At 64.5% G+C, this 21,925-nt stretch carries 22 protein-coding genes; 9 read left to right on the top strand and 13 right to left on the bottom strand.

Translation table 11 applies throughout. The annotated features are described in order from the left end of the window. Nucleotides 1-16 precede the first annotated feature (16 nt). The 7 genes from AWB82_RS07710 to AWB82_RS07680 are packed head-to-tail and all read left to right on the top strand — an operon-like array spanning nucleotide 17 to nucleotide 5,317. Nucleotides 17-490 carry a GspH/FimT family pseudopilin gene (locus AWB82_RS07710; RefSeq protein ID WP_086966562.1) on the top strand — a complete coding sequence of 158 codons (474 nt, stop codon included), beginning with the start codon at nucleotides 17-19 and terminating at the stop codon, nucleotides 488-490. Then, nucleotides 490-879, top strand: coding sequence for a type II secretion system minor pseudopilin GspI (gene gspI / locus AWB82_RS07705; RefSeq protein WP_086966561.1), 390 nt, complete (start codon nucleotides 490-492; stop codon nucleotides 877-879). The genes AWB82_RS07710 and gspI overlap by 1 nt, the downstream gene beginning before the upstream one ends. After that, nucleotides 857-1,543: a PulJ/GspJ family protein gene (locus AWB82_RS07700; protein WP_086966560.1), complete on the top strand. Its 687-nt coding sequence runs from the start codon at nucleotides 857-859 to the stop codon at nucleotides 1,541-1,543. The genes gspI and AWB82_RS07700 overlap by 23 nt, the downstream gene beginning before the upstream one ends. Continuing rightward, nucleotides 1,540-2,658 carry a type II secretion system minor pseudopilin GspK gene (gene gspK, locus AWB82_RS07695; protein WP_086966559.1) on the top strand — a complete coding sequence of 373 codons (1,119 nt, stop codon included), beginning with the start codon at nucleotides 1,540-1,542 and terminating at the stop codon, nucleotides 2,656-2,658. The genes AWB82_RS07700 and gspK overlap by 4 nt, the downstream gene beginning before the upstream one ends. 36 nt (nucleotides 2,659-2,694) lie before the next feature. After that, nucleotides 2,695-4,041, top strand: coding sequence for a type II secretion system protein GspL (gene gspL, locus AWB82_RS07690; RefSeq protein ID WP_086966558.1), 1,347 nt, complete (start codon nucleotides 2,695-2,697; stop codon nucleotides 4,039-4,041). Continuing rightward, nucleotides 4,038-4,541, top strand: a complete 504-nt coding sequence (gene gspM, locus AWB82_RS07685; protein WP_086966557.1) for a type II secretion system protein GspM — start codon at nucleotides 4,038-4,040, stop codon at nucleotides 4,539-4,541. Before gspL ends, gspM begins: the two co-directional genes overlap by 4 nt. Next, the gene (locus AWB82_RS07680; protein ID WP_086966556.1) at nucleotides 4,538-5,317 is read left to right on the top strand and encodes a type II secretion system protein N; all 780 of its coding nucleotides are present in this window, start codon (nucleotides 4,538-4,540) and stop codon (nucleotides 5,315-5,317) included. The genes gspM and AWB82_RS07680 overlap by 4 nt, the downstream gene beginning before the upstream one ends. 17 nt (nucleotides 5,318-5,334) lie before the next feature. Here AWB82_RS07680 and AWB82_RS07675 read toward each other — a convergent pair whose 3' ends face one another. Both AWB82_RS07675 and AWB82_RS07670 read right to left on the bottom strand, forming a co-directional pair. Continuing rightward, a complete protein-coding gene (locus AWB82_RS07675; protein ID WP_086966643.1) occupies nucleotides 5,335-6,876 on the bottom strand; it encodes an efflux transporter outer membrane subunit in 1,542 nt (513 codons plus the stop codon). Nucleotides 6,877-7,088: 212 nt separating this feature from the next. Continuing rightward, nucleotides 7,089-7,373: a hypothetical protein gene (locus AWB82_RS07670; RefSeq protein WP_086966555.1), complete on the bottom strand. Its 285-nt coding sequence runs from the start codon at nucleotides 7,371-7,373 to the stop codon at nucleotides 7,089-7,091. 207 nt (nucleotides 7,374-7,580) lie between these two features. Between AWB82_RS07670 and AWB82_RS07665 the strand changes: the two genes are divergently transcribed. Both AWB82_RS07665 and AWB82_RS07660 read left to right on the top strand, forming a co-directional pair. Then, the gene (locus AWB82_RS07665) at nucleotides 7,581-8,075 is read left to right on the top strand and encodes a MarR family winged helix-turn-helix transcriptional regulator (protein ID WP_086966642.1); all 495 of its coding nucleotides are present in this window, start codon (nucleotides 7,581-7,583) and stop codon (nucleotides 8,073-8,075) included. A gap of 120 nt (nucleotides 8,076-8,195) precedes the next feature. Beyond that, nucleotides 8,196-9,758: a DHA2 family efflux MFS transporter permease subunit gene (locus AWB82_RS07660; RefSeq protein ID WP_086966554.1), complete on the top strand. Its 1,563-nt coding sequence runs from the start codon at nucleotides 8,196-8,198 to the stop codon at nucleotides 9,756-9,758. 1 nt (nucleotide 9,759) lies between these two features. Here AWB82_RS07660 and AWB82_RS07655 read toward each other — a convergent pair whose 3' ends face one another. The 11 genes from AWB82_RS07655 to dapF form a co-directional block, all read right to left on the bottom strand. Next, nucleotides 9,760-10,305, bottom strand: coding sequence for a hypothetical protein (locus AWB82_RS07655; RefSeq protein WP_086966641.1), 546 nt, complete (start codon nucleotides 10,303-10,305; stop codon nucleotides 9,760-9,762). 153 nt (nucleotides 10,306-10,458) lie between these two features. Then, nucleotides 10,459-12,078, bottom strand: a complete 1,620-nt coding sequence (gshA, locus tag AWB82_RS07650) for a glutamate--cysteine ligase (protein ID WP_086966553.1) — start codon at nucleotides 12,076-12,078, stop codon at nucleotides 10,459-10,461. A gap of 218 nt (nucleotides 12,079-12,296) precedes the next feature. Further along, nucleotides 12,297-13,379: a bifunctional DNA-binding transcriptional regulator/O6-methylguanine-DNA methyltransferase Ada gene (ada, locus tag AWB82_RS07645; RefSeq protein WP_086966552.1), complete on the bottom strand. Its 1,083-nt coding sequence runs from the start codon at nucleotides 13,377-13,379 to the stop codon at nucleotides 12,297-12,299. Nucleotides 13,380-13,702: 323 nt separating this feature from the next. Further along, nucleotides 13,703-15,052: an ATP-dependent protease ATPase subunit HslU gene (hslU, locus tag AWB82_RS07640; protein WP_086966551.1), complete on the bottom strand. Its 1,350-nt coding sequence runs from the start codon at nucleotides 15,050-15,052 to the stop codon at nucleotides 13,703-13,705. 12 nt (nucleotides 15,053-15,064) lie between these two features. Further along, nucleotides 15,065-15,601 carry an ATP-dependent protease subunit HslV gene (gene hslV, locus AWB82_RS07635; RefSeq protein ID WP_086966550.1) on the bottom strand — a complete coding sequence of 179 codons (537 nt, stop codon included), beginning with the start codon at nucleotides 15,599-15,601 and terminating at the stop codon, nucleotides 15,065-15,067. A 372-nt stretch (nucleotides 15,602-15,973) separates the two neighbouring features. Next, a complete protein-coding gene (gene dksA / locus AWB82_RS07630; protein ID WP_086966549.1) occupies nucleotides 15,974-16,390 on the bottom strand; it encodes an RNA polymerase-binding protein DksA in 417 nt (138 codons plus the stop codon). Nucleotides 16,391-16,942: 552 nt separating this feature from the next. Then, complete coding sequence (locus AWB82_RS07625; protein WP_086966548.1) at nucleotides 16,943-18,016, bottom strand: CobW family GTP-binding protein; 1,074 nt, start codon at nucleotides 18,014-18,016, stop codon at nucleotides 16,943-16,945. A gap of 120 nt (nucleotides 18,017-18,136) precedes the next feature. Further along, on the bottom strand, nucleotides 18,137-19,336 hold the full coding sequence (locus AWB82_RS07620) for a class I SAM-dependent rRNA methyltransferase (RefSeq protein WP_086966640.1): 1,200 nt from the start codon (nucleotides 19,334-19,336) through the stop codon (nucleotides 18,137-18,139). A gap of 37 nt (nucleotides 19,337-19,373) precedes the next feature. Further along, entirely contained in the window at nucleotides 19,374-20,315 is a 942-nt protein-coding gene (gene xerC, locus AWB82_RS07615) for a tyrosine recombinase XerC (RefSeq protein ID WP_086966547.1), read from the bottom strand. Nucleotides 20,316-20,317: 2 nt separating this feature from the next. Then, on the bottom strand, nucleotides 20,318-21,037 hold the full coding sequence (locus tag AWB82_RS07610; protein ID WP_086966546.1) for a DUF484 family protein: 720 nt from the start codon (nucleotides 21,035-21,037) through the stop codon (nucleotides 20,318-20,320). A 15-nt stretch (nucleotides 21,038-21,052) separates the two neighbouring features. After that, the gene (gene dapF, locus AWB82_RS07605; RefSeq protein ID WP_086966545.1) at nucleotides 21,053-21,925 is read right to left on the bottom strand and encodes a diaminopimelate epimerase; all 873 of its coding nucleotides are present in this window, start codon (nucleotides 21,923-21,925) and stop codon (nucleotides 21,053-21,055) included.

Raw genomic sequence — 21,925 nt, 5'->3', positions numbered from 1 at the left:
TCTGGCGGTATAGATCGTGAACGGGCATTCATCGGCGCGGCGTCAGGCGGGCTTCACGCTGCTCGAAATGCTCGTCGTGCTGGTGATCGCGGGCTTGCTCGTGTCGCTCGCGTCGCTGCAACTGACGCGCAACCCGCGCACCGATCTCAACGAAGAGGCGCAGCGTCTCGCGCTGCTGTTCGAATCCGCGGGCGACGAAGCGCAGGTGCGCGCGCGGCCGATCGCGTGGCAGCCTATCGACGGCGGCTTCCGCTTCGATATCCGTACGGAAGACGGCTGGCGTCCGTTGCGCGACGAACTGCTTCGTCCGCGGCAATGGGAAGGCGGCGTGACCGGCGTATCCATCCAGTTCCTCGACTCGGACAAAACGGCGGGCCGGCTCGTATTCGGCACCGAGGCCATCGACTCGCCCATGGAAATCACTTTGTTCTCGGCGGTGGGCCGCGTGACGATCGTCGGCAGCGGCAATGGCCGCTATCAGGTGCGGTGATGCGCCAACGTCGCCGACATCAACGCGGCTTCACGATGATCGAAGTGCTCGTCGCACTGGCGATCATCGCGGTGGCGCTCGCCGCTTCGGTGCGCGCGGTCGGCTCGCTCGCGACGGGCGAAGCAGAGTTGCATCGGCGGCTGCTCGCGGGCTGGAGCGCGGACAACGAACTCGCGCAACTCAGGCTCTCGCATCAGTTTCCGGAGATCGGTTCCCGCACGTTCGACTGCTCGCAGGGCAATCTGAAACTCTCGTGCACGCAGCGCGTGAGTCAGACGCCCAATCCGATCTTCCGGCGCGTGGAGATGCTGGTTTCGATGCCGGGACGCTCCGGTTATCTGGCGCAAATGGTCACGGTGGTGGCGAATGAAACGAACCGTTCGCTCTGAGCGCGGCGTTTTTCGCGCACGCCGGCAGCGCGGCTTCACGCTGCTGGAAATGCTGATCGCGATCGCGATTCTGGCGGTGCTCGCGGTGTTGTCGTGGCGCGGGCTCGACTCCGTCATCCGCGGCCGCGCGACCATCGAAAATGCGATGCAGGACGAGCGCATCGTCGCGCAGTTGTTCGACCAGATGCGCATCGACGCGCGCCAGGCCGCCACCGACGACGAAGCCGGCCAGCCCGCCGTGCAGATCGGCAACGGCTCGCTGCAGATCGTGCGCGGCGTGTTCGCGCCGGGCACGGCGCCGCGTCTGCAAGTGGTGCGCTACCGGCTGTCGAACGGGCGCATCGTCCGCTTCGCGTCGCCGCCGCTGTCGAACGTCGGCGAAGTGCGGCGCGCTTTGCAATCGGGCGATTCGGGCGACGGCTGGAGCTCGATTCCGTTGATGGGCGGCGTGGCATCGCTCGCGACGCGCGTCTACATTCCGGAAAAGGGCTGGACGACGCGCATGGCCGACGTGTTCTCGCAGATCAACCAGAATGACAACAACCTGAAGGTGCCGCAACTGGGCAACGCGCCGCTGGCGCGCGCGGTGTCGGGCGTTCAGGTCGCGGTCGGCGCGCGCACGCTGGCGACGCCGATCACTCGCGTGTTTCTGGTCGGAGAATGAACATGCGCGCCCTGAAACGGAAACAGCAACGCGGCGTCGCGATCATCAGCGCGCTTCTGGTCGTGTCGCTCACGGCGATTCTCGTGTCGGGCATGCTCTGGCGTCAGCAAGTGCAGATTCGCCGCATCGAGAATCAGCGGCTGCTCGCGCAGGCGCAGTGGATTTCGCGCAGCGCGCTCGACTGGACGCGCCTCATCCTGCGCTCGGAAGCCGATACCTCGCCGACGGTCACGTATCTCGGCGGCGTGTGGGGCGTGCCGATCGCGCGGACGAAACTGTCGGATTTTCTCGGGCAGATCGGCGAAGTGCGCGCGCAGCAAGGCGCATCGACGTATCTGTCCGGCTCGATCGAGGACGCGCAGGCCAAGTTCAACCTGCGCAATCTGGTGTCGACGCCGACGCCCGGCGTGCTGACCATCAACGTCGCGCAGATTCAGGCGTTTCAGCGGCTGCTCACGATGCTCGGCATCAACGGATCGCTCGCGAAGACGGTGGCGCTGCAGATGCGCGCCGGCCTTGCGCGTTCCGCGACACGCTTTCAGACGCAGACGGGCAACAATTCGACCATGGCGAGCGGCCAGAACAACGAGTCGACGACGCTCGCGGCCATCGCGCAGAGCGGCGGCACGGGCGGCGGCAACTTCACCGACGATCCCGGCCTGAAGGACGCGGACAGCAACGCGCCGGTCGCGCCCTTGCAGATGATCACCGTCGATTCGCTGCTCGACGTGCCCGGTTTCTCGGCGGAAGCGGTCGCGAAGCTGAGGCCGTTCATCACCGTGCTGCCGACGACGAGCGCCGTGAACATGAACACCGCGCCCGCCGAAGTGATTGCCGCGCTGATCCCGGGCATGAATTTGTCGCAGGGACAGGCGTTCGTCGCGCGCCGCGAGACGGTGTTCTTTCACGACGTCGGCAACGTGCAGCTCGCGCTGACCGGCGCGGGCGTCAAGACGGTCTCGATCGATCCGAACGAGATGGACGTCACCACGAAGTATTTCGTGATCCACGGGCGCGTCGAACATGAACGCGCGCAACTGGAGCGCACGACGCTCGTGTATCGCGATCCGACGACGCATACGACGCGCATCGTCTACACGCGCGACGCGCTGTGAAAACGCTGCGCTGTTTTTGATGAGAGGAAGTGGCCTTTGAGCACACTGATCGTTTTGTTACCGCCGCGCGATCCCGCGGTGCGCTCGGAAGAGTGGTATCTGCCGGATCTGCCGTTTCTGCTGCTCGACAAGCGCGGCGAGCCGCAACGCGTCGGCCGCGCGGCGCTCGGGCTGTTGCCGCGCGCGAGTGCGACGGTGCTGATCGTCGCCGCGCGCGACACGCTTCTGCTCGCCGCCTCGTTGCCGCCGCTCAAAGGGCCGCGTCTGCGGCAGGCGTTGCCGAACGTCGTCGAGGATCAGCTGATTCAGGATCCGCAGACGTGCCACATCGCCGTCGATCCGGTCGCGCTCGCCGACGACAAGCGCGTCGTCGCCGTGATCGATCGCGGCTGGTTTCGCTTCGTGATCGGCGCGTTTTCGGGCGCGGGGCATCGCAACGTGAAGGCCGTTCCCGCGATGCGCTGTCTGCCGGTTCCGGCTGCCGCGCCCGTCGATGAAGCCGGGGAAGGCATTGCAACCGAAGCGCCGCCGACGCCGTTCATCGTGGGTCTCTTCGGTCACGTCATGTCGACCGCGCCCGCGCTGATCGGCGAGATGACCGTGTCCGCGCCCGCCGCGTCCGGCGTGCAACGTGTCGAGATCGCGATTGCGCGTGGCGAACGCGCGGCGCTCGGCGAAGGTCTCGCGCTGCCCGCCGATTCGATCGAGCCGACTCTCGCCGCGCTCGCGGGCGATCATCCCGCGACGCTCTATTCGCTCGCCGATCTTCCCGGCGACGAACCGCGCCTGTCCGGGTCGCGCAATGCCGCGGCCGCCGTCGCCGGCGCGCATCCGATCACCTTCGAGGCGCTCGCGCGCAACGCGCTCGCGTGCCGCTTCGACTTGTGCCAGTTCGAATTCGCGGCGCAGCCGTGGCGCCTCGACCGCGCGACGATGCGGCGTCTGCGCGTGCCGATCGCGCTGGTGGCGGCGTCGATCGTCGTATCGGTCATCGGCATCAACGTGCAATGGCTGCAACTCGCGCGTCAGCGCGACGCGATCGCCGCGCAGGAAACCGAGCTGCTGCTCAACGCATTCCCGAAGACGACCGTCGTGCTCGATGCGCCCGATCAGATGACGCGCAATCTCGATCGCCTGCGCGTGGCGTCGGGCGAGCTGTCGCCATCGGATTTCCTGTCGCTCGCCGACGGCCTCGCGCGCTCGCTCGGTCCCGTGCCGGTCAACAGCGTTGCCGGGCTCGATTATCGCGAGCGTCATCTGGAAGTGACCTTCAAGCCGGAGACGAAGGTCGATCCCGACCTTTCGAAGCGCCTCGCCGCGAACGGCCTGAACGGTTCGATCGACACCAACACCGGCAAATGGATGATCAGGAGCGGCCAATGAAAGCGGAAATCGGACGTTCCCTGTCGGAATTCTGGGAAGCGCGCACGCCGCGCGAGAAGACCATTCTGATGTGGGGCGGCTTCGCGCTCGGGCTCCTGCTCGTGTATCTCGTGCTGTGGGCGCCCGCCTACGAAGGCCGCGCGCGGCTGCGCGACACGCTGCCGACGATGCAGCGCCAGCTCGCGACGATGACCGCGCAGGCCAACGACGCGCGCTCGCTCGCGCCCGCCGCCGAAGGCGTGATGCCGACCGGCGCCGCGCTGCGCGATGCGCTCACGAAGTCGCTCGGCGACAACGGCATGCAGCCGACGCAGGTGCAGGTGATCGGCGCGGCCGTGCAGATCCAGCTGAAGAACGCATCGTTCCCGAACTGGACGGCGTGGCTCGACGACGCGCGCAAGCAGTTCAAGGTGCAGGTATCGGAGGCGCACGTCACGGCGCTGAAGCCGGACGGCCAGGTGGATCTGACGGCATCGCTGCAACCGGCCGGCGCGAAATGAGTTACTGGACGCGACGATTCCGGCTCGCGTTGCCGGCGCTCTTCGTGATCGTGATTTCGATTGGCGGCACGCTGCTCACGATGATGCCCGCCGCGTGGATCGTGCCGCAGTTCTCGAAGGCGACGGGCGGCCACGTGAACCTGGTCGATCCGGCGGGATCGCTGTGGAGCGGCTCGGCCACGCTGATGCTCGCGGCGGGCAGCGACGGCGCGGGCGCGACGCTGCTGCCGGGGCGCATCGAATGGACGACGGCCTTCCTGCCGCTCTTCACCGGCCGCGTACACATGACAATGCGTCAGACCGAGGCGATGCCCGATGCGGTCATCGTCGACGCCACCACGCGCGGCGCAACGATCACCGCGGGCCAGATCGCCGTGCCCGCGACGCTGCTCTCGGGACTCGGCACGCCGTTCAATACGCTCGATTTCGACGGCAGCGTGCGGCTCTCCTGGACGGAGTTCCGCCTGCTGAACCGCAATGCGTATGGGCAAGTGGTCGTCACGCTCGACGACATGGCTTCGCGCGTCTCTCGCGTAAAGCCGCTCGGCTCGTATCGCGTCGCGATGCAGGCGCAGGGCGCGTCCGCGACGATCGATCTTTCGACCAGCAAAGGGCCGCTGATGCTCACCGGCAATGGCGCGATCTCGCAGGAATCGACGTCGTTCCAGGGCACCGCCACGGCCGCGCCGGATCAGCGGGAAAACCTCGCGGGTCTGCTCAACCTGCTCGGCCGCCATACCGATCCGGATACGGTCGCGCTGACCTTCATGCGCTGACCGTTAAGTACTAAGGATCAGCGATTGGCGGTTTGCGTGGCGCTCGCGGCGGACGCAGCCGCGGCGGGCGCTTGCACCGCGCCCGTCTCGCGATCCATCTGCGCGACATCCCAGCCGCCGCCGAGCGCCTTCACGAGTCCGACCGACGAAACCATCCGCTGCCCCGCGATGTTCGCGAGCTTCTGCTGCGCGATGAACGCGGTGGTCTGCGCGGCCAGCACGCTGATATACGCGACCGTTCCCGCCTTGTATTGATTGTTGATGATCGCGAGCGCTTGCTGCGCCGATTCGACGGCCTGCTGCTGCACGACGATTTCCTTTTCCAGAATGCGCAGCGACGCGAGATTGTCTTCGACGTCCTGGAACGCGGTGAGCACCGTCTGCCGATAGGTGGCGACGTTTTGATCGTAAGTCGCGCGCGCGGCTTCGGTGCGCGCGGAACGCAGGCCGCCGTCGAAGATGGTCGCGGCGATGTCCGGTCCGAGCGTCCAGAAACGCGACGGCGCGCGCAGCAATTGCGACAGCACGGAGCTTTCGAAACCGCCCTGCGCCGAGAGCGTGAGCGTCGGGAAATACGCGGCCATCTCGATGCCGATCTGCTCGTTCGCCGCCGCCGCCTTGCGCTCCGCCGACGCGACGTCCGGCCGGCGTTCGAGCATCGCGGATGGCATCTGCACGGGCACGGTGGGCGGCGTCGCGTCGAGCGGAACGGGCGGAATCGAGAACGTGGAAGCCGGCTCGCCGACGAGCACCGCGATCGCGTGCTCGAACTGCGCCCGCGCGACGCCGTTGTCGATTGCGGACGCCTGCGCCGATTGCAACTGCGTCTGCGCCTGGATCACGTCCGAACGCGCGACGATGCCCTGCGCGTACTGATTCTGCGTGAGCTTGAGCGACTGCTCGTAGGCCGCGACGGTTTCGTCGAGGAGCCTTTGCTGCGCGTCGAGCGAGCGCAACTGGAAATAGGTTTGCGCGAGCGTGGCCTGCGCGGACAGGCGCGCGTTGGCGAGATCGGCGGCGGCGCCCTGCTGACCGGCTTTCTGCGCGGCGACCGTGCGCGACACGCTGCCCCACAAGTCCGGTTCCCACGATGCGTCGAGCGCCAGACTCAACTGGTTATTGACCGAACCTTGCTGGCCGAAGCTGGAACTGCTGGTCGACCGATTGCCCGCGCCCGTTCCCGAACGCGATCCCGACGCCGATGCGCCGATGATCGGGAAATACGCCGCGCGCGCCTCGCCGACGAGCGCGCGCGCCTGTCGGTATGCCGCTGCGTACTGCGCGATGGTCTGGTTCGATTGATTCAGGCGCCCTTCGAGATCGTCGAGGCGCTCGTCCTGATAGATGGTCCACCAGGTGCCGCGGTCGGACTGGTCGGCGGGCTGAGCGACTTTCCAGCCTTCGGGCGCTTCCTTGTAACTGGCGGGGATCGTCGTCGTGGGGCGCTGATAATCGGGCCCGACCACACAACCGGCGATGAACATCGCGAGCGTGGCGGCGAGCGCCGTCGTAGTCAGGCGCGCGACGGCGGGAGCGGAAAAGGCGGGGCGATACGGCATCTGCTTGTCGAAATTCCTGTCGGCGACGCGTCGTTCGATATGACGGACGCGGCAAGCCGAAATGGTAACGGAACGCGACGGGCGCATGCGATACGCGCCCGTCAGGCAGACGTTAGCGTAACGGGTTCGCCGTAAGGCGGGTGTTACGCGGCGGGAGGAATCGGTTACGACGCGTTACGGTGAGACTCATGCGCCAGACTCACGCACCAGACTCACGCGCCGCTGGCGCCGCCGCCGGGACACGGCGAGCACGGCGCGGCGAGCAATGGCCGAGTCTGCGCTTTCGCGGGCGCGGACGCCGTCTTGCGCCGCTGCCGGTTCTCGAACCATCCCATGCCCAGCACCACGAACGATCCGCCCGGCAGCAGGAACACGATCAGGTACAACGCGAGTTTCCACGAACTCAACTTCGGCGGAACGAAGTGACGGGAGGCGTTGGCGATCAGGCTGCTGATGGGGCCGAAGCGTCGGCGGGCGGTACGAACAAAGCGGGTCATCGGAAAGGTCCTTCGGGCGTCGGCGAGCGACGGCTGGCGGTCAGAACATGGTCTCGGGCGGCGCATGAAGCGCGTAACTCGTTGCATAGAATAATATTGACTGTGCAACTACTTTTCAAGATACTGCTGATTGCTTTTTCGCAACTGTTGTCTTATGGAGACGTGGCGTCGTGTCGCAACCCTGCATCAGCCGTTTGATCGATGTCGATGAATAGCGAACCGCTTTACGATCCCGCCACGATTCAGCTCGAAACGAGTCTTGGCTACTACCTCGCGAAGGCGCGCAACGTGCTCGTCATGCGAACCGATCAGGCGTTGAAGCCGCTCGATCTCACGTCGCCGCAAATCGGCGTGATCCTGCTGCTTGCGTCGGGACGGGCGCGCACGCCGCTCGAACTGTCGCGCGAGCTTTCGTACGACAGCGGCTCGATGACGCGCATGCTCGACCGGCTCGAAAAGAAGGGATTCGTCAGCCGGGCGCGCAGCGAAGTGGACCGGAGAATCGTCGACCTGAGCCTGACCGAGCGCGGCCGTGACGCGGCGGCGCGTTTGCCGATGATCGGCGCGGCCGTGCTCAACGAGCAGTTGCGCGGTTTCAACCGCGCGGAGCTGGATTTGCTGATCGCGATGCTCGCGCGGATCGTCGGCAATACGCCGATGGGAGATTGCGCGCCATGTCTGCTGGATGACGACTTACCCTGATTTATCGGGTTAAACCCGCATTCCCTGCGCCCGTTTCACTGTCTGGGCAGAGAATGCCTCGACAAGAAATAGATTGCGTGGGATGCGCGTTTCGACCGCCCGCACGCCGGAGAACCGACGATGTCACCATCCGCCGCGGGCACGCCCGCCAAGCCGCCCGCGCCCGTGCCGCTCGCAGGCGGCATCCTCGCCCTGCTGACGATGGGCCTCGCGCTCGGCACTTTCATGGAAGTGCTCGACACGTCGATCGCCAACGTCGCGGTGCCGACCATCTCCGGCAATCTCGGCGTGGCGACGAGCGAGGGAACGTGGGTCATCTCGTCGTACTCGGTGGCCTCGGCCATCGCGGTGCCGTTGACCGGCTGGCTCGCTCGGCGCGTCGGCGAGGTCAAGCTCTTCACGATCTCCGTGCTGCTGTTTTCGATCGCTTCGGCGCTGTGCGGGCTGGCTCACAACTTCGAGTCGCTGATCGCGTTCCGGCTGCTGCAAGGCCTCGTCTCCGGCCCGATGGTTCCGCTGTCGCAAACCATCCTCATGCGCAGTTATCCGCCCGAAAAGCGCGGCCTCGCGCTCGGCCTCTGGGCGATGACCGTGATCGTCGCGCCGATTTTCGGCCCGGTGATGGGCGGCTATATCACCGACAACTACACGTGGCCGTGGATCTTCTATATCAACGTGCCGATCGGCGTGTTTTCGGCGGCCATCGCGTACTTCCTGCTGCGCGGCCACGAGACGAAGACGACGCAGCAGCGCATCGACGGCGTCGGGCTCGCGCTGCTCGTGATCGGCGTCGCGAGCCTGCAGATGATGCTCGACCTCGGCAAGGACCACGACTGGTTCAGCTCGAATTTCATCGTGACACTGGCAGTCGTGTCGGTGGTGTCGCTCGCGTTCATGTTCGCGTGGGAACTGACCGAAAAGGAGCCGGTGATCGATCTCTCGCTCTTTCGCGACCGCAATTTCGCGATGGGCGTGCTCATCACGTCGCTCGGCTTTCTCGCGTTTTTCGGCTCGGTCGTGGTGCTGCCGTTGTGGCTGCAGACCGTGCTCGGCTATACGCCGTGGCTCGCCGGTCTCGCCACCGCGCCGGTTGGGATTCTCGCGCTCGTGCTCTCGCCGCTCATCGGGCAGAACATGCATCGGCTCAATTTGCGCGTGGTCGCGAGCTTCGCGTTCATCACGTTCGCGTTCGTCTCGCACTGGAACTCGACCTTCACGCTCGATACGCCGTTCCATCAGATCATCTATCCGCGATTGATTCAGGGCATCGGCGTCGCATGCTTCTTCGTGCCAATGACGACGATCACGCTCTCCAGCGTTTCCGACGAAAGGCTCGCGGGCGCGGCCGGTCTGTCGAACTTTCTGCGGACGCTTTCGGGCGCGATCGGCACGGCGGTCAGCACGACGTTCTGGGAAAACGACATGATCCGGCATCACGCGCGTCTCGCCGAATCGGTCACGCCTTATTCGGCCGGCACGAGCGCGTATTCGGATCTGCTTTCGGGACTCGGATTGTCGGGCCAGGCGCTGACGGCGCAACTGGATCGCGTGGTGTCGGCGCAGGCGTACATGATGTCGACCAACGACTTCTTCCGCATTTCGTTCTATGCGTTTCTCGTGCTGGCCGCGATGGTCTGGCTGACGCGGCCGAGAAAGGGCGCGTCAGCCTCGATGGGACACTGAACTATTGAGGCGTGACCGGCGTGAGCGACTGGCCCGGCTGGTTTTCCAGATTGAGCGGGACCGGTTGATCCAGCGGGCTGACCTGCACGCCGCCCGGCGCAGGCGCGGCCTGCTGCGTGGCTTGCGGCGTCTCGGTCCTGCGCAGTCCCGGGCCGTTCTTGATGAACTGCTTGAAGTCGGCGCCCGCCTGCCAGGGATTGGGCTGGCAGCCGAGCGGGTTGTCGCAGTGCGCGGCGAAACCGATCGTCGCGGTGCCTTCGTTGGTCGGCGTCTTGGTGATCTGATACGCGAGCGCGCGCTTGCCGCTCGACGGGCCCGCCGTCTGGATGATCGAATCGGTGACGGTCTGCAACTTGTACTCGGAATGGTTCGTCACCCAGACCTGGGCGCGCGCCCACCAAGCGTCGCATTCGGTGCGGCTCATGCACGTGAGCGGTTGCGTGGCCTGCTCCATCGTCGTGCTGCTGACCTGGTCCTGCGCGCAGCCGCTCAGCAGCGCGAGCGACACAGCCCCCAGCGCGGCGGCGGCGAAGAACTTCTTTTTCATTGCTCCCCCGATCGTCGAAAAGTCGGCCATATTTTGACCCGTCAAATCGGATGACGTGATGACGCGTTTCCCTCTGTTGCATAAGCCGGCAAACATTGCCGAAGGGAAGGGGCGCCCATGCGGAAAAAACTGCTCAACGCGATGGAACGAGCACTACGCGTTCGCGGGATTCAGCTTGTAGTCCTGATACGCCGCAACGAACGCGTCGAACGTTTCGGTGTCGCTGCTTTCGACGACGGCCTGTTCCACCAGCGATTTTGCCGCGAGTTCGTCCATCGCGCGCTCTTCAGCGACGGAAAGCGGACGCGCGCGGAAGCCTTCCGCGTGACGCGCGCTGAGTTCGAGCGCGAATTCGTCGAAGCTTAGCCGCTTGTCGCGCATCGTCTGCAGCACGCGCGCGGACGGCGTGAGCGACGCATCGGCGAGTCGCGGACGCAGCGCCACGAGCGCGCGTGTGTGATCCTCGTTGCCGTTGAGCGCATCGAGCGTCTTCGCGACGGGTTCGATTGCATCGAAGAGCGCTTCGGCCCATTGCTGCATCGGCACGCTTGCGCCGTCGCGTTGCAGCGTGAGACCCGGCTTGCGCCCTTCCTTCGCCACCGTGCTGAAATTGCCGTTCGCCTCGATGCTCGCGTCGGGCGGCAGCAGCGGGCTGTCTTCCAGCGCGCAATAGAGCAGATACGCGTCGAGAAAGCGCGCGGTTTCGAGCGAGATGCCCGTCGGCGCGAACGGATCGATGTCGAGGCAGCGCACTTCGATGTACTGCACGCCGCGCTCCGCCAGCGCATGCAACGGACGCTCGCCCGAATGCGCGACGCGTTTCGGGCGGATGGTCGAGTAGAACTCGTTTTCGATCTGCAGCACGTTCGTGTTGATCTGAACCCATTCGCCGTCGCGTTGCGTGCCGATGGCTTCATAGGGCGCATACGGCTCGCTCACGGCCTTGGCGAGCACGTCGAGATAGGCGTCGAGATTGTCGTAGCTCGGCAGCAACGCGGCCTGCGCGGGATTGTTCGTATAGCCGAGATCGCTCATGCGCAGGCTGGTCGCGTGCGGCAGATAAAACGTGTCGGCGTCGAGCGTTTCCAGATGATGCGTCTTGCCGACGACAAAGCGCCCGTTCAACGCCGGCGACGCGCCGAACAGATACATCAGCAGCCAGTTCGTGCGACGAAAATTGCGAACGAGCGCGAAGTAGCGTTCGGACTGGAAATCTTTCGCGGATAGCGTGCTCGTTGCGTCGAGCGCCTGCCACGCGCGCCATACGTTTTCATCGAGCGAATAGTTGTAGTGAATGCCCGCGATGCATTGCATCGTGCGGCCATAACGCAGCGCGAGCCCGCGCCGGTACACGGTCTTCAACGTACCGATATTCGACGTGCCGTAATAGCCGAACGGAATCTCGTCCTCGGGCGGCAGCGAATTGGGCATCGAGTTGTTCCACAGCAACTCGTCGCCCATATGCGCGTAGGCGAAGCGATGCAACGCGTCGAGCCGGTCCAGCGTGACCGCCACGTCGGATTCGGCCGGCGTGATGAGCTCGACGAGCGCCTCGGAGTAATCGGTCGTGATGAGCGGATTGGTCAGCGCGGAGCCGAACGCGCGCGGATGCGGCGTCATCGCCAGCTTGCCTTGCGGCGTCACGCGCAGGCTTTCTTTTTCGATGCCCCGCAAGCCTTGGCGCAACGCGTCGGCATGCGGGCCGGACGCGAGCGCGGCAAGCCTGCGCTCGAAAGCGCTGGCCTTGGGGTGAGCGGAATTCTTGTTTGGCATTGAAGCTTTCTGCGAGGAGCGCGAGTGCTTGCGCGCGGTCGTATTTTTGGAGTAGCGGGCACTTTAACATCTCAGTGTAAGCCGTGCTTGAGGCCAGACCGGACAAGGGGTTGCGGGCTTTTCGCGGGATGCGCGGCGGCGCGCTTCGGAGCCGGTTCGAGCGGCTCGCGGGGAGATCGAAGCGCTCGCGCGTCATGTCGACGGCGAGCGCCCGTGCTTCATGCAACCTTGTTGGTTTCGTTGCGCGCGCGCTCGGTTTCGAGCAGCGTCTCCTTACGCGGCGTGCCCCAGCGATAGCCCGCGATCGCGCCATCCTTGCCGATCACGCGATGGCACGGAATCGCGAGCGCCACCGGATTCGACGCGCACGCATTCGCCACCGCCCGCACCGCGCGCGGCGAGCCGAGCGATTCGGCGATCTCCGTGTAACTGCGCGTCTGACCGTATGGGATACGCCGCAATGCGTCCCACACGCGCCGCTGAAATGCGGTCGCGCCGATGTCGAGCGGCAAGTCGAAACGCTCGCGCGTGCCTTGCAGATACGCGCGAATCTGCGCGACGAACGGCTCCATCTTCGCGGCATCCTCGATGCGCGCGGCCTGCGCGAAATCGGCCGCGAGCTGTTCGACGAGCGTAGGCGCATCGTCGCCGAAGGCAATCTTGCAGACGCCTTTGTCCGTCGCGGCGACGAGCACCGTGCCGAGCGGCGTCGCGGCGGTCGCGTAACGCACGGTCAGCCCCGCGCCCTGACGCTTGTACGCGGACGGCGTCATGCCGAGTTCCGCGGGCACGGCCTCGTACATGCGCGATGGCGAGCCGAAACCGGCGTCGTGCGTCGCGCGCGTGACGTCGCGGCCGCTCTGCAACGCGTCGCGCAGCACGCCCGCACGCTGCGCCGCCTGATACTGACGCGGCGATATGCCGACGATGCGCGAAAACAGGCGTTGCAGATGGAACGGGCTCACGTGAACGGCCTCGCTCAATTGCGCGAGCGTCATGCGTTGCTGCGGATCGGCGTCGAGCACCTTGCACGCGCGCTCGACGATCGCCAGTTCGCGCGGCAGGCTCGTCGGCTGACAGCGCTTGCATGCGCGATATCCGGCGGCGACGGCGGCGTCAGTCGTCGGGAAGAATTCGACGTTCTCGCGACGCGGCGCACGTGACGCGCACGACGGCCGGCAGAACACGCCGGTCGTGCGCACGGCGAAGAAGAATGCGCCGTCGGCGTGCTCGTCGCGATCGACGACTGCCTGCCAGCGGCTTTCATCAGATGAAAAAACGGATTCGGTGACGGTTTTCATGACGACCTCATGGCTCTCGGGTACGTGACCACTGTAGAGCCGGCCCACTGAGGTTACGCGCCGTTTCTTGCTCTGTCATCGGCAGGACAAATCTGAAAAGTGACGCACAGATACCACAGAGAGACGCCATAGGGGTTTTTACCGAAATTTCTATTGCGTCGCATCAAGTGCCTGTGTATGATTGGAATTGTCTCCTCCATGTCTCCTCCTGATATGGATTCAGCCCGCCAACCTAGGCGGGCTTTTTTTCGTCCGCGCCAAACGCGGCAGACGAAAAAAACCGGGCCTCGCAGCCCGGTTTCTCGTGGACGATTCCGCCGCCGTTACAGCACGTAGCGCGACAGATCCTCGTCTTGCGCCACATCGCCGAGCGCACGTTCCACATACGCCGCGTCGATCCGCACCGGTTGAGCCGCGTGATTACCCGCCGCGAACGACACTTCCTCCAGCAGCTTCTCGATCACCGTATAAAGCCGCCGCGCGCCGATGTTCTCGGTCTTCTCGTTCACCGAAAACGCGATTTCCGCGAGACGCCGGATGCCGTCGTCGGCGAAGTCGAGTTCGACGCCTTCCGTCGCGAGCAGCGCCTTGTACTGCTTGACGAGACTCGCATCGGTCGAATTCAGGATCGATTCGAAATCCCCGACGGACAGCGAATCCAGCTCGACGCGGATCGGAAAACGCCCTTGCAGCTCGGGAATCAGATCGCTCGGCTTGGCGAGATGGAACGCGCCGCTCGCGATGAACAGGATGTGATCGGTCTTGATCATCCCGTACTTCGTGTTGATGGTCGTGCCTTCGACGAGCGGCAGCAGATCGCGCTGCACGCCCGCGCGCGACACCTCGGCGCCGCCCGTCTCGCTGCGCGACGCGATCTTGTCGATCTCATCGAGAAATACGATGCCATTCTGCTCGACGTTCTGCACCGCGCGGCTCTTGACCTCTTCGTCGTTGAGCATCTTGCCGGCTTCTTCGTCGGTGAGCAGCTTGAGCGCTTCCTTGACCTTGACCTTGCGGCGCGCCTTTTTGCCGCCGCCGATATTCGCGAACATCGAGCGAATCTGCTCGGTCATGTCTTCCATGCCCGGCGGACCCATGATGTCCATGCCGACTTGCGGCATTTCCACATCGAGCTCGATGTCCTTGTCGTCGAGCGCGCCTTCGCGCAGACGCTTGCGGAAGGTCTGACGCGTGGCGTTGTCGCCGCTTTCGCCGCTCGATTCGAGCGCGTTCGACGCGCTGAATCCGACCGGCCGCGCGGTCGGAAGAAGAATGTCGAGGATACGGTCCTCCGCGCGATCTTCCGCCTTCGTGCGCACTTTCTTCATCTCGGATTCACGCGTCTGCTTCACGGAAATCTCGATCAGATCCCGCACGATGCTGTCCACGTCGCGGCCCACGTAGCCGACTTCGGTGAACTTGGTCGCCTCGATCTTGATGAACGGCGCATCGGCGAGCTTGGCCAGCCGCCGCGCGATTTCGGTCTTGCCGACGCCCGTCGGCCCGATCATCAGAATGTTCTTCGGCGTGATTTCCTGACGCAGCGGCTCGGCGACCTGCTGACGGCGCCAGCGGTTGCGCAGCGCGACGGCAACCGCCTTCTTCGCGCGCCCCTGGCCGATGATGTGCTTGTCGAGCTCGGAGACGATTTCGGAGGGAGTCATTGTGGTCATCGCAAAGGTCCTTTATTCGATCGTCTCGATGACGCGATTGTGATTGGTGTAGATGCACATGTCGCCCGCGATGGTCAGCGCCTTTTCGACGACTTCGCGCGGCGAGAGATCGGTGTTCTCCATGAGCGCCTGCGCCGCGGCCTGCGCGTAGGCGCCGCCCGAGCCGATCGCGGCGATGCCGTGTTCCGGATCGAGCACGTCGCCGTTGCCGGTGATAATGAGCGTGCTGTCCTTGTCGGCCGTGATCAGCATGGCTTCGAGGCGTCGCAGCATGCGATCGGTGCGCCAGTCCTTCGCCAGTTCGACGGCGGCGCGCGTCAGATTGCCTTGATGCTTTTCGAGCTTTGCTTCGAAGCGGTCGAGCAGCGAGAACGCGTCCGCGGTGCCGCCGGCGAAGCCGACCAGCACCTTGCCGCCATAGATGCGGCGCACTTTCTTCGCGCCCCCTTTCATGACGATGTTGCCGAGCGTCACCTGACCATCGCCGCCCAGCGCGACCTTGCCGTCGCGGCGCACGGAGACGATGGTCGTGCCGTGAAATTGTTCCATGTGCGTTCCTTGTGAAAACCAGAGGGACGCGGGGCAGCTTGGTCGATGGGTTAAAGCCGCCGCGCAGTCGAGAATTCGATGGAGTGCACGGCGCGGGGTTCCGTCCGGGCATAAGCCTCAGAGCGGACGGCGCCGCGCTCGCGCCTGCCGCGATCAAGCTTTCGCGGCGCGCGTCGGGTTCATTTTAGGGCGTCGGCAGATTTATCAAGGCGTTCGGTGTCGACGCTCGTCGTTTTTACGCGGTGGAAAGCAAAAAAGGCACCCTTTCGCTGGGTGCCTTTCTGCTGATCCGACTGCCTCAGTACAACTTTTTGCGGCGGCGCCTTCCCCGTGGCGGGCGGTCCCGCGACGCTCGCCTGGCCGACAGCGATTTCAGTCGCCGAACAGCTTCTGGCGCAGTTCGCGGCGTTCCTGTGCTTCGAGCGACAGCGTGGCCGTCGGGCGCGCGAGCAGGCGCGGAATGCCGATCGGTTCGCCGGTTTCTTCGCACCAGCCGTAATCGCCGGAGTCGATGCGCGCGAGCGACTGCTGCACCTTCTTCAGAAGCTTGCGTTCGCGGTCGCGCGTGCGCAATTCCAGCGCATGCTCTTCCTCGATGGTCGCGCGGTCCGCCGGGTCCGGCACGATCACCGTTTCACGCAGGTTCTCGGTCGTCTGGCCGGCATTCTTCAGAATGTCCGCTTGTAGCTGTTCGAGCCGGTTTCTGAAGAAGGCGAGTTGCTCCGCGTTCATGTAGTCCTTCTCGCTCATCTTCAGGATTTCGGCTTCGGTCAAGAGTTTCGTTGTCATCAGCTTGCTTCTTCAATGTAGGGCGATGTCTTCGCAACGCCCGCACTTGCGTTACCCGCATGCAGTGCATCGGTACGCGACGCGTGATGCGGGGCCGAACTCCTCTGGAAACCGATATTGGATGATGCTCCGAACGACCGGGCGCATTCGCATGGCCCGGGATTTCCGGCCCCGGTGCTTTGACTTGATTTGCCTTCCCCCGGCAAATCGAGGCATCGTCCCGACGGGACATCCCTTCTCCCAAGATCCGCTGGCCGAACGCCCGAACGACGCGCATTCAACGGAACTGCCCTTCTCCAGTGGGGCTGTATTGTAACTGAACCGCAATTTCTGACGAAACCCACGGAAAACCCTGTCGATTCGCGCCGGAATTTCAAAAATATAACGCCTGGACGTGCAAAAAGCGATGACGGTGCGTGGGCGCGACTACATACCCGGATAGAAAGTCGAACATAAAAAACGCCGCACGCGAACCATTCGCGGCGGCGTTTTGCTTCAATGCCTGTTTTTGCCCCGCGTGATTCGCGCAATCCAAGCGAGATGCATGCCGGATTACTTCACGAGGCAGGCGTCGAGGCCGTCGGTGATCAGATCTTTCGGCAGCTCGATGCCGATGAACACCATCTTGCTGTTCTTCTTCTCGATCGGCATCCATTTGCCGGCGAGGTCGCTGCCCATCATCTGATGCACGCCCTGGAACACGACCTTGCGATCGACGCCCTTCATAAAAAGCACGCCCTTGTAGCGCAGCAGGCGCTCGCCATAGATCTGCAGAATGCCGCCGAGGAAATCTTCGAGGCGGTTCGGATCGAACGGCTTGTCGCTGCGGTACACGAACGACTTGATCTTGTCGTCGTGGTGCGCGTGATGATGATGTCCGTGCTCGTGATCGTGGCTGTGATCGTGACCGCAGGTCGAATGATCGTGGTCGTCGTCGTGCGCGTGGTCATGATCGTGATCGTGCGCGTGATCGTCTTCGGCGAGGAAGTCCGGATCGATCTCAAGCTTCGAATTCAGGTTGAAGCCGCGCAGGTCGAAGATTTCCTTGATGTCGGCGTCGCCGAAATTCACGACCTTGATCGCCGCGCGCGGATTCATGTGCAGCAGGCGATGCTTCAGCGCTTCGAGGTCGTCGGCGGAGACGAGATCGGACTTCGTGACGAACAGGCGATCCGCGAAGCCGACCTGACGCTGCACCACTTCGTGCTGATCGAGCTGCGAATTCGCGTGCTTCGCGTCGACGAGCGTGATGATCGCGTCGAGCAGGAATTCGTCGGCGATGGTGTTATCCATGAAGAACGTCTGCGCGACCGGACCCGGATTCGCGAGGCCGGTGGTTTCGATCACGACGCGGTCGAAATCGAGCGTGCCCGCCTTCTTGCGGTTCGCGAGGTCTTCGAGCGCGCGCGCCAGATCGCCGCGGATCGTGCAGCAGATGCAGCCGTTGCTCATCTGGATGATCTGCTCGTTCGTTTCCTGCACGAGGATTTCGTTGTCGATGTTCTCTTCGCCGAACTCGTTCTCGATCACGGCGATCTTCATGCCGTGCTTCTCGTTCAGGATGCGCTTGAGCAGCGTGGTCTTGCCGCTGCCCAGAAAGCCGGTCAGAATGGTTACGGGAATCATGGTGTCGCCTGTGTCCTTGTCTGTGTACGTGAATCGCGCTCAGTCGGTTATTGAAACATATTTGTCAAGCCGACGCTTCTGCGCTCCGTGCCGCGAGGGATCGCACGCAAATTGGGGCGATCAGGCGATTTGCAACAGCAGCCCTTTCAGGTATTCGCCTTCCGGGAACGCCGTCAAAAGCGGATGATCGACGCCCGCGCCGAGACGTTTCAGGATGCGCGCATCGACGCGCGCGTCCGCCGCCGCGCCCGCGACGATCTTCTGAAAGAGGTCCGAATCGATCGCGCCGGAGCACGAATACGTGAAGAGCAGCCCGCCCGGACGCAGCAACTTGAAGCCGCTCAGGTTGATGTCCTTGTACGCGCGCGCGGCGCGATCGACGGTTTCCTTCGACGGCGCGAACTTCGGCGGATCGAGCACGATCAGGTCGAAACGGCGGCCTTCGTCGTAGAGACGGCGCAAGGTCTTGAAGGCATCGGCGTCGAGCCATTCGGCCTTTTCCGCGTCGAAGCCGTTGGCCAGCACGTTTTCCCGCGCGAGCGCGAGCGCTTCGCCGGACGAATCGACCGATACCACGCGCGTCGCGCCGCCTTTCAGGGCAGCGAGCGAAAATCCGCCCGTGTAGCAGAAGCAGTTCAGCACTTCGCGGCCTTGCGCGTGCTGCGCGACGAGCACGCGGTTGTCGCGCTGATCGATGTAGAAGCCCGTCTTGTGGCCGTGGCGCACGTCGACGTGATAGCGCACGCCGCACTCGTTCGTGATGAGCGTCTCGGGCGGCGCGTCGCCGGCGAGCACGCCCGTCGTCTGTTCGAGTCCCTCCTTCTGGCGGATCGACACGTCCGAGCGCTCGTAGACGTTCGGACAGCCGGTCGCGTCGACGAGCGCCTGCACGATGGCCTCTTTCCACGCCTCGACGCCCGTCGCCATGAACTGACAGACGAGCTGCGCGTGCGCGCCGTCATCCGCGACGTAGTAATCGACGATGAGGCCCGGCAAGCCGTCCGCTTCGCCGAAAATGAGGCGTGTCGCGCCGGTGTCCTTCACCATCGTGCGCCGATGCGCGACTGCGCGCTGCACGCGGCGCTTGAAGAACGCGTGATCGATGGGCTCGCTTTCGTCGAACGTCCAGACGCGCGCGCGAATCTGCGAATGCGGGCTGTACGACGCGCGCGCGAGAAAGCGCCCGTCGGCCGCGCGCACGACGACTGTCGCGCCTGGCGATGGATTGCCGTCGATCCGCGCGATGGCGTTCGAGTAAATCCACGGATGGCGGCGGACGAGCGATTTGTCCTTCGCCGGCTTGAGCGTGATTGTGTTCATTGCGGAGATATGTGCAGCGCGCGAGGCGCTGTCGGGATCAATCGCGCTTCTTTGCGCGCGGGTGCGCCGCATCGTAGACGCGGGCGAGATGCTGAAAATCGAGCGATGTATAAACCTGCGTGGCCGTGATGCTCGCATGGCCGAGCAGTTCCTGCACCGCGCGCAGATCGCCGCTCGATTGCAGGACATGCGTGGCGAACGAATGCCGCAACACGTGCGGATGCACGTTCGACGGAATGCCCGCGAGGAGCGCGAGCCGCTTCACGCGTTCGCGCACGACGCCGGGCGCCATGCGGTTGCCGCGCACCGAGAGGAACAGCGCGTGCGGATCGAGCTTGACGAATTCGTCGCGCACGGCGATCCATGCGCGCAAGGCCGCGACCGCCTTGCTGCCGACCGGCACCCGGCGCATGCGCTTGCCTTTGCCGAGGACCGTGACTTCGGCGCTTTCCAGATCGATCCAGCCTTCGGACTTGTGTTCGCCCGTATCGACGTGGCGAACGTCCAGCCCGACCAGTTCCGCGAGCCGCAGTCCCGAGGAGTAGAACAGTTCGAGGATCGCGTGATCGCGCAGCGCTTCGGTCGTGTCGGCTTGCGGCGCGTCCATGAGCCTCGCGGCGTCATCGACGGAGAGCGCCTTCGGAAGCGTCTTTTCACGCTTGGGCGCGCGCACCGTCGCGACCGGATTCGCGGGCATGTCGACGCGCTCGGCGAGCCATCGATAGAACGCGCGCCACGCCGACAACCGATGCGCAATCGATCGCGACGACAGACCGCCCGCATGCGCACGCACGACCGCGCCACGAATATCGGCGGGCGTCAGCGATTCGAGCGGACGATCCTTCGCGAGCGCGCGCAACTCGCTCAACTCATGTGTGTAACCGCGCAGCGTGTGTTCCGAGAGATGCCGCTGATGTTCGAGCATCGCGAGATAGGCGGCGATCGCGCCTTCCGGCTGGGCGGCGTCTGCGGCGTTCATGTTCAGTGGGGCAGCAAGCGAGACAGCGCGGCGCTCGCGAGCGCGCCGATCTGCGTGAGGAAGTCCGTCGCCATGCCCTCGTGGAAGCGGCGCGGATCGGGCGAGCCCATCACGAGCAGGCCGAAGCTCGGCGCATCCGGCCCGGCTTGCGGATCGCGCAGCGCGATGAGCGAGACGGATTCGATCTTGCGGTCGATGTCGGACGGGCCGTCGCTCGGCGCGACCGTCGCCGATGCCGAATTCGCCTCGCCCAGCCACTGCGCGGCCGCGAAGCCGGTATCCACGCCGCAGTACGGCGCGGCGAGACTACTCGTGAAAATGCGCACTTCCTCGCCCACCTGACGCGCGAAATCGGCTTGCCGATACGCTTCGTCGATATCCCACACGCGCAACGCGGCATGCGGCACGTCGAAGATTTCGCACAAACCCTTGCTGATGGTCGCGGGCAACGCGTACGGATCGCGCTGCGAGATCACGCGCACGGTCCAGCGATTGAACTTGGTCGAGATGCCGTCGTTCTCGTGGCCGTAGCGCAGCAGTTCCGCGAGACGCCGTTCAAGCTGCTTGTTCTTGTCGCGCAGCATTTCCATCTGGCGTTCCTGCAACGACACGGCCGCTTTGCCATGCGGATTCGAAAGCCGGATGGTGCCGAGCAATTCCGCGTGCTCGACGAAGAAATCGGGATTTTCGAGCAGGTAGTCGGCTACTTCGCGTGGATTCATGGTGACGTATATGCGTTAGACGAGGCGATCGAGCTCGATCTCGCCTTCGAAAACCGTTGCGGCGGGTCCGGCCATGAAGAGCGCGGCGGTCTCGTTCTTCGCGCCGTCCCAGCTGATCGTGAGCGTGCCGCCGTGCGTCTCGACGCGAACGGGGGAATCGAGCCGGCCGCGGCGAATTCCGGCAGCCACCGCCGCGCACGCGCCCGTGCCGCACGCGAGCGTTTCGCCCGCGCCGCGCTCGTAGACGCGCAGTTTCACCGAATGTCGATCGACGATCTGCATGAAGCCCGCGTTGACGCGCTTCGGAAAGCGCGCGTGACGTTCGACGAGCGGACCTTCGATCAGAACCGGATACGCCTCGACGTCATCGACGATTTGCACCGCGTGCGGATTGCCCATCGACACGACGGAAATCCAGCGTGCTTCGCCGTTCACGTCGAGCGGCCAGAGCGTGTCGTTGCCGTCCTTCCGGCCTTCGAGCCCTTGGGCGTCGAACGGCACTTTCGGCGGATCGAACACCGGCATGCTCATGTCGACGACGACTTCGCCGTTTTCCTGCATCGTCAGCGTGATGACGCCGTTTTGGACCTGCACGCGTACCGTCGATGCGTCCGTCAAACGCCGGTCGCGCACGAACTTCACGAAGCAGCGCGCGCCGTTGCCGCAGTGCTCGACTTCGCCGCCGTCGCAATTGAAGATGCGATATTTGAAGTCGACGCCGTCGATCGTCGGCTTTTCCACGAGCAGCAACTGATCCGCGCCCACGCCGAAATGGCGGTTCGCGAGCGCGCGCACCTGTTCGGCGGACAAATCGAGCGCCTGCGTGTAGCCGTCGAGCACGACGAAGTCGTTGCCCGCGCCCTGCATTTTTGTGAATTTCAGTTTCAT

The organism is Caballeronia glebae, from assembly GCF_001545035.1.
GTDB classification, from domain to species: Bacteria; Pseudomonadota; Gammaproteobacteria; order Burkholderiales; family Burkholderiaceae; genus Caballeronia; species Caballeronia glebae.
This window is presented reverse-complemented; position numbering and strand designations above follow the sequence as displayed.

Excerpts from the sequence above, each read along its gene's own strand:
- AWB82_RS07655 (WP_086966641.1), bottom strand. The coding sequence starts at position 10,305 with ATGAAAAAGAAGTTCTTCGCCGCCGCCGCGCTGGGGGCTGTGTCGCTC.
- dksA (WP_086966549.1), bottom strand. The coding sequence starts at position 16,390 with ATGACAACGAAACTCTTGACCGAAGCCGAAATCCTGAAGATGAGCGAG.
- AWB82_RS07625 (WP_086966548.1), bottom strand. The coding sequence starts at position 18,016 with ATGATTCCCGTAACCATTCTGACCGGCTTTCTGGGCAGCGGCAAGACC.
- ada (WP_086966552.1), bottom strand. The coding sequence starts at position 13,379 with ATGAAAACCGTCACCGAATCCGTTTTTTCATCTGATGAAAGCCGCTGG.
- AWB82_RS07680 (WP_086966556.1), top strand. The coding sequence starts at position 4,538 with ATGAGTTACTGGACGCGACGATTCCGGCTCGCGTTGCCGGCGCTCTTC.
- gspK (WP_086966559.1), top strand. The coding sequence starts at position 1,540 with ATGAACATGCGCGCCCTGAAACGGAAACAGCAACGCGGCGTCGCGATC.
- AWB82_RS07610 (WP_086966546.1), bottom strand. The coding sequence starts at position 21,037 with ATGAATCCACGCGAAGTAGCCGACTACCTGCTCGAAAATCCCGATTTC.
- dapF (WP_086966545.1), bottom strand. The coding sequence starts at position 21,925 with ATGAAACTGAAATTCACAAAAATGCAGGGCGCGGGCAACGACTTCGTC.
- hslV (WP_086966550.1), bottom strand. The coding sequence starts at position 15,601 with ATGGAACAATTTCACGGCACGACCATCGTCTCCGTGCGCCGCGACGGC.
- xerC (WP_086966547.1), bottom strand. The coding sequence starts at position 20,315 with ATGAACGCCGCAGACGCCGCCCAGCCGGAAGGCGCGATCGCCGCCTAT.
- gshA (WP_086966553.1), bottom strand. The coding sequence starts at position 12,078 with ATGCCAAACAAGAATTCCGCTCACCCCAAGGCCAGCGCTTTCGAGCGC.
- AWB82_RS07670 (WP_086966555.1), bottom strand. The coding sequence starts at position 7,373 with ATGACCCGCTTTGTTCGTACCGCCCGCCGACGCTTCGGCCCCATCAGC.
- gspM (WP_086966557.1), top strand. The coding sequence starts at position 4,038 with ATGAAAGCGGAAATCGGACGTTCCCTGTCGGAATTCTGGGAAGCGCGC.
- AWB82_RS07660 (WP_086966554.1), top strand. The coding sequence starts at position 8,196 with ATGTCACCATCCGCCGCGGGCACGCCCGCCAAGCCGCCCGCGCCCGTG.
- AWB82_RS07700 (WP_086966560.1), top strand. The coding sequence starts at position 857 with ATGAAACGAACCGTTCGCTCTGAGCGCGGCGTTTTTCGCGCACGCCGG.
- AWB82_RS07675 (WP_086966643.1), bottom strand. The coding sequence starts at position 6,876 with ATGCCGTATCGCCCCGCCTTTTCCGCTCCCGCCGTCGCGCGCCTGACT.
- AWB82_RS07620 (WP_086966640.1), bottom strand. The coding sequence starts at position 19,336 with ATGAACACAATCACGCTCAAGCCGGCGAAGGACAAATCGCTCGTCCGC.
- gspI (WP_086966561.1), top strand. The coding sequence starts at position 490 with ATGCGCCAACGTCGCCGACATCAACGCGGCTTCACGATGATCGAAGTG.
- hslU (WP_086966551.1), bottom strand. The coding sequence starts at position 15,052 with ATGACCACAATGACTCCCTCCGAAATCGTCTCCGAGCTCGACAAGCAC.
- AWB82_RS07665 (WP_086966642.1), top strand. The coding sequence starts at position 7,581 with ATGAATAGCGAACCGCTTTACGATCCCGCCACGATTCAGCTCGAAACG.